The 9,727-nt window shown below is 60.9% G+C and carries 7 protein-coding genes; 4 read left to right on the top strand and 3 right to left on the bottom strand.

Annotated features, from left to right (window positions below):
• Positions 1-2,700, bottom strand: a 2,700-nt coding sequence (locus AOQ71_RS15050; RefSeq protein ID WP_245316884.1) for a helicase-related protein, incomplete at its 3' end; no start/stop codon positions are given.
• Positions 2,701-3,410: 710 nt separating this feature from the next.
• The gene (locus tag AOQ71_RS15045) at positions 3,411-4,220 is read right to left on the bottom strand and encodes a DUF3108 domain-containing protein (protein ID WP_057747506.1); all 810 of its coding nucleotides are present in this window, start codon (positions 4,218-4,220) and stop codon (positions 3,411-3,413) included.
• Between the two features lie 513 nt (positions 4,221-4,733).
• Here AOQ71_RS15045 and rpmB point away from each other — a divergent pair.
• The 4 genes from rpmB to AOQ71_RS43200 all read left to right on the top strand — a co-directional run bounded on the left by rpmB (position 4,734) and on the right by AOQ71_RS43200 (position 9,301).
• Complete coding sequence (rpmB, locus tag AOQ71_RS15040; RefSeq protein WP_057747461.1) at positions 4,734-5,039, top strand: 50S ribosomal protein L28; 306 nt, start codon at positions 4,734-4,736, stop codon at positions 5,037-5,039.
• A 251-nt stretch (positions 5,040-5,290) separates the two neighbouring features.
• Positions 5,291-6,811 (top strand): DGQHR domain-containing protein, encoded by a 1,521-nt coding sequence (locus AOQ71_RS15035; protein WP_205668224.1) that lies wholly within the window; start codon positions 5,291-5,293, stop codon positions 6,809-6,811.
• A 3-nt stretch (positions 6,812-6,814) separates the two neighbouring features.
• Positions 6,815-8,152, top strand: a complete 1,338-nt coding sequence (locus AOQ71_RS45075; RefSeq protein WP_157083510.1) for a hypothetical protein — start codon at positions 6,815-6,817, stop codon at positions 8,150-8,152.
• Between the two features lie 15 nt (positions 8,153-8,167).
• A complete protein-coding gene (locus AOQ71_RS43200) occupies positions 8,168-9,301 on the top strand; it encodes a DNA adenine methylase (RefSeq protein WP_083514211.1) in 1,134 nt (377 codons plus the stop codon).
• Positions 9,302-9,370: 69 nt separating this feature from the next.
• On the opposite strand, the gene AOQ71_RS15030 is transcribed toward AOQ71_RS43200, so the two are convergent.
• Positions 9,371-9,649: a DUF1488 family protein gene (locus tag AOQ71_RS15030; RefSeq protein ID WP_057747459.1), complete on the bottom strand. Its 279-nt coding sequence runs from the start codon at positions 9,647-9,649 to the stop codon at positions 9,371-9,373.
• Positions 9,650-9,727: the final 78 nt, after the last annotated feature.

Here is a 9,727-nt window from a genome sequence, read left to right as displayed (position 1 = left end):
CGGCGGGGCAATGCCGGGGGCATCTTCGGGCGTCACGGGCGAATCAGATGAGGCTTCGAGCGCCGGCTCTTCATGAGCGGGCTCGTCGTGCTGCTCCATGCCGGGCGCGTCTTCGACGGTGACGGCTTCGATCGCGACATCCGCGGGTGCGACCGCCTGTTCGGTCGCAGGCGCTTCTGCAGATGCCTCAGCAGCCGGCGTTTCCGCAGCCACGGTCGCGACCGGCTTCGGCGGCAGCGGTGCACGCTTCTCCATGCGATAGCCGAGCGCGCGCAGCACCGAGGCAAAGCCCTCACCGGCGGAGCCGGTGAGCGAGGTCATCGCCTGTGTGACAACGAAGCTGCGGCCGTCGAACGCGCCGGCGGGCTTTTCGCCGGGCGAGTTCTCGCGCCAGGCCAGCGCGGGCCGGATCAGATCCGCAAGGCGCTCCAGGATGTCGACCCGCACGGCACGCTCGCCGGCCTGCTTGTAGCCGAGCACGCGATAGGCATCGCGCGGCAAGCTCTTGTCGACCGGGAACGAAGTGCGCCCCGAGGAAGCCAGATGCTGCGCCCCCGACAGTGCCGACAGATCGACATTGTCCTGCTTCAGCGCCCACAACAGCGCAGCCAGCGCACGCGAGGCGGGCTTGAGGATGCCGGGGAAATAGATGTGATAGGCGCCGAAGCGGACGCCGTATTTACGCAACGTCGCGCGCGAGGGCTGGTCGAGATCCTTCAGCTCGTTGGCGATCTTCGGACGCTCGAGCACACCGAGCGCCTCGACCAGCTGATAGGCGATGCCGCGGGCGATACCCGTGACGTCCTCGGCCCTCGACAGCTCGAACATCGGCCCGAGCAGCTTTTCGATATGCGTCTTGAGCCAGAGGTCGAGCCGCGCCTGCACTTTTTCGCGGGGAGCGCCCGTGAGCCGCTCATCCGAGATGATGCGGATGCGCGGATGCAGCGCCTCCTCTGCGGCCGTCAGCCGCGCCACGGCGTCGCCGGTCCAGCGGATGGTGCCGTCGGAGGTCAGCACGAACTGATCGTCCGGCGCGTTGCCGAGTTTTTCGGCGCGCGTATTGATCTCGCCGGCGAGCACCGCTTGCGCGGCAGCCTGCAAGGCTTTCGCATCGGAGCCGGCTTCCGCCGCATCCGGTGCAAAGGTGAAGCCATCGAGGCGGCCGATGACATGGCCTTCGACGATAACTTCGCCGGTCTTGCCGATTTCCGTATTCAAGCTCGTGTTCTCCCGCAGGCGGCGCATCAATACACTGGTCCGGCGATCAACGAAACGCTCAGTCAAGCGTTCATGGAGCGCATCCGATAATTTATTTTCGACCTCGCGGGCGATCCCCTGCCAGCGATCGGGGTCTTTCAGCCAGTCCGGGCGGTTGGCGACGAAGGTCCAGGTGCGGATCTGCGCGATTCGCGCCGATAGTGTGTCGATGTCGCCGTCGACGCGGTCGGCCTGCTCGACCTGGGCCGCGAACCAGGAATCGGGGATGCAGCCCTTCCGCATCAGGAAGCCGTAGAGCGTCGTCACCAGCTCGGCATGGGCCGCAGGCGACAGTTTCCGGTAGTCCGGGACCTGGCAGGCCTCCCAGAGCCGCTCCACGGCCGCCTTGCCATGCGCGATATCGCGCACCTCGACGTCGCGGGCGGCGTGGTCGAGCACGCGCATGTCTTCGGCGATCGGGGCCCGCGTCAGCGTCTCGTGGCCGGGGGCGAGATTGAGCGAGACCTGGAGCGCGCCGAGGGAGGAGAAATCCAGCTTCGAGTTGCGCCATTGCAGCATCTTCACGGGATCGAAGATGTGGTTCTGGAGCGCATTCACGAGCTCGGGCTCGAACGGGCCGCAGCGGCCCGTGGTACCGAAAGTGCCGTTGCGCGTGGCGCGCCCCGCGCGGCCGGCGATTTGCGCGAACTCGGCCGGCGTGAGCCTTCGGAACTGAAAGCCGTCGAACTTGCGGTCGGAGGCGAAGGCGACGTGGTCGACGTCGAGATTGAGGCCCATGCCGACAGCATCGGTGGCGACGAGATAATCGACATCGCCGTTCTGGAACATCGCGACCTGCGCGTTGCGGGTGCGCGGTGAGAGCGAGCCCAGCACCACGGCGGCGCCGCCGTGCTGGCGCCGGATCAGCTCGGCGATGGCGTAGACCTCGTCGGCGGAGAAGGCGACGATGGCGGTGCGGCGCGGCTGGCGCGTGATCTTGCGGTCGCCGGCAAATTCCAGCTGCGACAGGCGCGGCCGGGTGATCATGGACACGCCGGGCAGGAGCCGCTCGATGATCGGGCGCATCGTGGCGGCGCCCAGCAGCAGCGTCTCGTCGCGGCCGCGGCGGTTGAGGATGCGGTCGGTGAAGACGTGGCCGCGCTCGAGATCGGAGGCGATCTGGATCTCGTCGACGGCGAGGAAGGAGACGTCCAGATCGCGCGGCATCGCCTCGACGGTCGAGACCCAGTAGCGCGGGCTCCTGGGCTTGATCTTCTCCTCGCCCGTCACCAGCGCGACGGCCTCGGGGCCGACGCGGGCGACGATCTTGTTATAGACCTCGCGCGCCAGCAGGCGCAGCGGCAAGCCGATCAGGCCCGACGAATGCGCCAGCATCCGTTCGATGGCGAGATGGGTCTTGCCGGTGTTGGTGGGCCCGAGCACCGCAGTGACGCCAGCGCCGGGCACGCGCTCGGAAGCGAAGGGGGAAGGAGGAAAGGCCATGTCTGCCGGAATAGGTAATGGCTGATGGGGCGAAAGTCAGGGCTTGATGAGGCGAAGGGGTGCCGTGCACCCGATCCGTCATCCTGAGGTGCTCGCCTTGCGGCGCAAGCGCGCCGCTGGGCGAGCCTCGAAGGATGCAGGGCCGGGGTGCCAGCCGGGCGGCACCAGCCGGGCCCGTCGCCCTTCGAGGGCCGCTGAAGAAGCGGCCACCTCAGGGTGACGGGATCTCGAAACCTCGCGCAACTGTCTCACTTTGCGACGCTTTTTCCTCATCCTTTAAGCTTCGGAACGACTCTAGAACGAATCGCGGCCGAATCGCTGACTCCCCTGTGAGTCCCGTTCCGTTCACGCAAGCTGTCGTGGGACTCGTTTTGCGTGTGCACTAGATGGAGTTTTGGGGGGCCGCACAAGCGACGATGTGGGGGCTGAAACCCTTAAGTTGGGGATGGCGCCGAGTCGAATCAGAATCGAGCCGGAGTCAAATGGATTCCCGGAAAATGGGGCCCTGTCGCCGAAACAACCCCATGCACAGTAGGTAAGTCATTGATATGGCTTGCTGCCACGTCTCCATCAGTCATTCCGGGGCGTCGCGCAGCGACGAACCCGGAATCCATCGTGAGACAGTCGCCGCGGCCCGATGGATTCCGGGTTCGCGCCAAGGGGCGCGCCCCGGAATGACGGCCGGTGGGCGGGGGTGGGCAGTGCAGCCCCTACTGCGTCTTCGCCACCCGCGGCGGCTGGGCCGTGGTGATGAAGCTGGTGGCTTCAAGCATGGCGGGGCCGAGCGGGGTCGGGACCTTCAGCCAGAACGGAACCAGGATCCGCGTGCCCGCGACGGGCGCGAGCGCGATCTCGATGTTGCGCTGGGCGGCGAGGTATTTGATCACGGGGCGGTCGGGGATGTAGCCGGCCACGGGCACGAAATAGAGCGCGCAGACCACGACCGGGCCGTGATAGCCCTTCTCCGCTTTCACCGTCTCCATGCGCTTGAAATCGAGCTTGAGCTCGTAGCGCATGCGGCCGTCGAACACCGGCGCGCTGCCATGGCAGGCCTCCGGCGACAGCGGATCGCCGTTTCCTGGCACGCGCACCAGCGAGGCCGTCATCGGATCGAACACGCCGCGGCGATGCGCCTCGGTGACGACGATACGGTCAGGATCAACAGGCGGCTCCGGGATGATGCCAAAATCCTTCACATTGCCCTTGTCGAGGGTGATGTGGATCTCTTCGGTCTTCTTCGAGGTGGTGGTGGAAGCCTGGTAAGCGCTGGCGACCAGCGCGCCATTGACGACGCGGCCCTGCGAGGCGCCGGTGCCGGACCCGCCGGCGAAGGATTTCAGAATGCCTGTGGTGCCGCCGGAGGCCGCCGCGGAAAACACGTCGTCCTGGATATCGATGTTCCAGGCGCCGCGGCCGACCGGAATGCCTGACAGCGTCGCCTCATATTGCGCCTCGAGCTTGCCCTGCGCCGCCGCCGGCTGCGTTCCCCACACCCCAACCAGCCCGCCAACGGCCGCCAGCGCCAGCCTGATGACAATGGCCAGCCTGCCGGCCGCGCGCAGCCGGGGCGGGATGAGGGGGGACGTGTGCACGAGACGATCCAATCGGAAAACGAGTGGTTGTTACTTAAGCCTGCTCCGGCGGCAAGCAATGTGTCCCAAGGGCCAAGCTTTAAAGGAACTCACTGGACTTTTCAGCGGCGATTGCGCCCTTTATGTGATGGTAAGGGGTTTTAAACATTGCCGTTTTGGTGATTGGCCGGAGTTCTGCAGCGGGCTCGCTTGCCTCTCCCCTTTCCCTCCGCTGTCAGTACGCCGCCGCCTTCCGGCTCCAGCCGCGCCGCCTCGGCGTACCGGATCGCCCGCCTTCGTGGGCGATGACACCTGGGGCACGATCCCGCCCCAAATCCTTGACTACCCGCCCTACTCCCCCTATACGTCCGCCCGCTCCCTGCAAGGACGAAAGAATTTGCCCCCGTGGCGCCCCGAATGGCGGCCGCAAGCATTGGGGGTTTAGACCGAAGGAATTATGCCATGTCTCGCCGCTGCGAACTGACGGCCAAGGGCCCCCTCGTCGGCCACAAGGTCAGCCACTCCAACATCAAAACCAAGCGCCGCTTCCTGCCGAACCTGGTCAACGTCACCTTCATCTCGGAAGCGCTCGGCCGCAACGTGCGCCTGCGCGTCTCCACCAACGCGGTGAAGAGCGTCGACCACAATGGCGGCCTCGACCCCTTCCTGCTCAAGGCCAACGCCGCCACCCTGTCGCCGCGCGCCCTCGAGCTGAAGCGCGCCATCGAGAAGAAGGTCGGCGACGCGCCGGCCAAGAAGGCCAGCTGAGATTTTTTCGGAATAGGGCGGGGGCTAGGTTGCGTCGCGTGGCGTAGGCTTAGCCGGGTAGAGTTTTGCGCTGCGGCCGGATCGAAAGATCCGGCCGTTTTTGTTTTGGGGGCAGCGTGACAAATTCGGCTGCGGCATCTTGCAAAGAGAGCAACCTTCAACCAATCGTAGGTAGTAAGGTCATTCTTCACCGTTCGAGCGTAGCGTCGGGCGGCTTGTTGTCTGCTTGCCCACCATCCCAGGATCTATCCTTGCCTCCCAAAGCGCACATGGATCATTTTCGTGAAGTGACCGCGATCAAGGTCCCCCAATGGCTTGCTGGCTGGAATGAGATATCCTTTAATCCGAAGGAACATAGAAAGCGCCCAAAGCCCTATTTCTATCTCTTCTCCCTCCCCGCCCGCGAGCTTCGCAGCCTGACCGGCATCGCGAGAAGAAGTGCTTCCGGTATCGCGCCAAGGGCGGCGGACCTGGGCATCCAACGCCAACACGAGCCCGAGCGTTCAGAAGAGATCAAGCAATTCGTTGAATACGGATTTCCATGGTCCACGCTGAACGAAAGCAAACGGCAATCGGCGGAATTTAACGATCTTCGTAAGCCTGGTTGGCTACCGACGGCTATTGTGATCAACATTTTAGAGATCACCGACAGCAGACCTTCTGGAGGCGTCGATCAAAACGACCTCGTCACAATAGCGCAAGAAGGGCAATCCCATAAAATCATCCTGCCCTATTCAGACTGGACTCCGGACTGGCGTCCTTCACATTCACCGCCGTTCGAAGTCATCGACGGGCAACATCGGCTATGGGCGTTCGAGGCTGGCGACACCGATTTTGAGCTGCCCGTGGTGGCCTTTCACGGTTTGGACATCAGCTGGCAAGCTTATCTGTTCTGGACAATCAACATCAAGCCAAAGCGGATCAATCCGAGTCTTGCGTTTGATCTCTATCCCTTGTTGCGTACCGAAGACTGGCTCGATCGCGCTGAGGGGCACGAAGTATATCGCGACACGAGATCGCAAGAGCTCACTGAGGCCCTGTGGTCGCATCCCGAAAGTCCCTGGCACGACCGCATCAATATGCTAGGCGAAAAAGGAAACCCTTGGGTTACTCAATCTGCTTGGATTAAGACGCTAACGAGTACGTTTGTTCGCCGCTGGACTGGAAGAAGTACAGGACCAGGAGGCCTGTTTGGATCCCGTATGCAAGAGGGCGAAGAGGTGCTCGGATGGAGCCGCGCCCAACAGGCTGCGTTCTTGATCTTTGCATGGAAAGCCTTCCGAGATGCCGTCGGCAAGATGGATAGTGGATGGGCAAAGAAATTGCGGATTCAGGCAATTAAGGATAGCGCGGCTTCAGCTTCTTCGGGGGAAGATCCTGCCTTCTATGGTCGATATTCCTTGATACCTTCCGATCAAGGAGTCCGTGGCTACCTTCACGTGCTAAACGACATCTGTTTCACGTGGGCCTCACACTTACAATTGCGCTCGTGGCAGGTTGAGAGACGTGCAGGGGCAAGCGATGCCGACGCGGTGGCGCTTGCGTTGACAACCCTGAGCCGGCATCCCGCTAGCGATTTTGTTTCCTCCTATGCCCAACAGGCGGCAAGGTTTGATTGGCGATCAAGTTCAACCCCCGAACTTACCGATCAAGAACGCAGAGCGAAGCTAGTGTTTCGAGGAAGCAGCGGATACCGCGAACTCCGCGCTCAACTCATTGAAACGTTAAGAGACGGCAAGGGCGACATCGCAGAAGCGGCAAAGCGATTGTAACCGATGACGCTTTCCCATTCCGACAGAACAGTCGTAACGCGGCTCGTACGTAGAGACGTCGAGGAAACACTTGCAGGGCTAAAGACGACGATCAGCGCATCGCGGTGGGTCACCAACTCCAACCGCTATGCCAGCGATCCGGTAGCAGTTATTGGCGATGAAATTGCCCGGAACTCCCCCCATCAGCTCTCTCACTTAGCGCAGTACATTGCTGCTAGCCCGATCCTACACGCTACGGACGGATGGACTTACCTCGGCAAATCTCTGGTCGCTCTGCTTCGAGGCGACCCCCATCGAGCCATACACCTCGCATACTACGCGGAATTGCGGGCAGCAGCAGCACTGTTGGCGACTGAGGGCATCGGGGTATTCTCCAAGCACCATTTTGCGGTCAATGGGAAGAACTCCGTTAGACGATTCCAATCTTCATTGGGAACTCATCAGTTTGCATGGGCATGCCTCGAGCATTGGGCGACACTTACAAGTGCTTCGTACCTCTTTTCCAGAATGATTCGCCCGCAAGGCATACCCTTAGAGGATTGGTTTAATTCTGAAGGAGGAGCATCGGCCGTCGCGCCTCAAGCTCAAGCTTGGTTCAGGCTATGGGGTATCGATCTCAGAAATTTTGGTGACGACAGAGATGCTCGTAATTTATCCAGCTACCAGCCGGACGGTATCCCATTGTCTTGGCAAATTGACGCCAGGGACGCACTCGAGTTTGCCCGTGATCTGTGGGCCTCTCTAGAACCGTCACCTTTGGCGAGCTTTGATGCGATCGATCGAAACATTCTACGCATTGCTCTCGAGACTCGCTTCAAAGCAAAAACTGGATCAACCCCGCACAGCCAGGCAGCAAGATTTCAGTCCTTCGTTGAAGGAATCGTGCGTTCGCAAGGCTTATCTCCTGCCGTCGAAAAAGAACTCATTCGATATTTGCTTCGCGGATCTTCTCCCCACGACGCAATCGTCTTCAAGTACGCTGGAACATCTGCTAGCGATCCCGGCGTGGGAGCTCATTCAGTCATCTCTCGGGCCACTCTACTGTTAAGATTGGCTTCAGGGTCATCACAACTCTTGTTGCGCGCAGCGAACATCGATGCTGCTGCGGTGACATTTTGGTCAGAAGGATTGGGAAGAAGCCGTGGACTTTGGGATTCTCCCCTCGCCGACCCCATGGACATGTGGGCTGACGTATCCGAGCTCCTCGAACAGGTTGAAGCATTTCAGCAGCGATACACGCTTCCTGATCAGACCTTCTTTAAGATTCGCTCTGAACTGTCTGAGGCTCTCATCGGAATGGCTGCCTCGGAGCGGGTAGCGATATGGACAATGACACCATAAGCGTTGCGGCGATCAATGAAGTACATGGGCTCAAAAAGAGTGATGTTACGCAACGGCCTCGGAAAGCTCCTTGCTCAAGAGGTTCCGCAGTCTTCTCGTTTCGTCGACTTGTTTACCGGGTCCGGCGCAGTCGCAAGACACGTGGCTCAAATGCACGAGATCCCCGTTCTCGCGGCCGACCTACAGGAATACAGCGTGACACTCGCTGGCTCTGTTGTTTGCCGCAACAGAGTCTTGGATGGCGATCAGATCTGGGCTGGTTGGCTATCATCGGCCACTCAATACGTGCAGCGCGCACGAAAACGTCCGCCCAAATTCGACTCAATCACAAAAGCAAGCGTGGCTGCTGTTAGAAAATGGTCGGAAAAGCAGGAGGAGTTGCCGATAACGGCCGCCTATGGCGGACACTATTTCAGCGCCAGTCAGGCGCTCTGGCTTGATGCACTTCGAGCAAATCTCCCTAAGGGAAGAGAGCAACGTCAACTTGCTCTTGCTGCTCTAATTCAAACCGCAAGCCAGTGCGCAGCAAGTCCAGGTCATACCGCGCAGCCGTTCCAGCCAACCAAGACTGGACGTCGTTTCATTCGCGAATCTTGGCAAAAGGAAGTACCCGACCTTGCGAGGCGCAACTTAGCCACTTTGGGAGCAGTCGCCGCAAAGAAGGCTGGCATTGCCATTAAAGCCGATGCAAACGTCCTCGCCAATACCATGTCCGCTGGAGATCTTATCTTCATAGATCCTCCATACTCCGCGGTACACTACAGTAGATTCTATCACGTCTTGGAATCGATTGCGTCCGGTCGCCCAGGTCTTGTCTCTGGAGTAGGCCGCTATCCGGATTCGCGAAGGCGACCACGTTCGCGGTACAGCGTATTAACTGAGTCTGCCGACGCTCTCACTCAACTTCTGGAGACCATAGCCAACAGAGGAGCCAAAGTTATCATCACGTTCCCTGAACATGAGTGCTCTAATGGCTTATCAGGAGCGCGCGTTCAGGACATTGCATCTGGCTACTTCAAAATTGATCGGGAGGTGGTCGCAAGTCGATTCAGCAGTCTTGGCGGCACAAGCGACGGGCGCGGCAATGAAGCGGGGAGAGATGCGCGCCTCAACACCGAGGAGCTAATGCTCCTCCTCCGGCCAAGATAAGCGAAATCTTTTTTGCTTGATCACTGCCCGGGCAAGACGGACAGGACCGAGCAGCAATAGCCCCCTCCCCTACCCCCGAAAATCAATGCTCCGCAGCACGATGCCCGGCGGTGTCCCCTCGAATTCGCAGGCGCTGTATTTGCTGGCGGCGCGGGTTTCGATGCGGTCGCGGAGGCGGGTGAACTGGGCTTCGCGGTGCTCGGGGCGGGTTTGCGGGCCGCGTTCGAGATCGTCCATTGCGGAGGTGGAGATGGCGCAGGGGATCTCCTTCGCGCCGTCGTGCATGGAGAACTGGATGATGCCGCGGTCCTGTTCGTGGCCGATGAAGCGGCCGCTGGTGAGGGGCATGCGCGACTCCTGTTACGGTTGCTTTGCGGCGCGGTGATTGAGCGATGTCGTTCTGGCCTAGTGCGCAATTGCGCACGG

This window comes from Bradyrhizobium manausense, from assembly GCF_001440035.1.
Classification (GTDB): Bacteria; Pseudomonadota; Alphaproteobacteria; order Rhizobiales; family Xanthobacteraceae; genus Bradyrhizobium; species Bradyrhizobium manausense.
The sequence above is the reverse complement of the archived record's forward strand: the minus strand, read 5'-3'. Positions and strand labels throughout refer to the sequence as shown.

Bases quoted from the DNA above. Each gene is read 5' to 3' on its own strand.
- rpmB (WP_057747461.1), top strand. From the start codon at position 4,734: ATGTCTCGCCGCTGCGAACTGACGGCCAAGGGCCCCCTCGTCGGCCAC.
- AOQ71_RS45075 (WP_157083510.1), top strand. From the start codon at position 6,815: ATGACGCTTTCCCATTCCGACAGAACAGTCGTAACGCGGCTCGTACGT.
- AOQ71_RS43200 (WP_083514211.1), top strand. From the start codon at position 8,168: ATGAAGTACATGGGCTCAAAAAGAGTGATGTTACGCAACGGCCTCGGA.
- AOQ71_RS15030 (WP_057747459.1), bottom strand. From the start codon at position 9,649: ATGCCCCTCACCAGCGGCCGCTTCATCGGCCACGAACAGGACCGCGGC.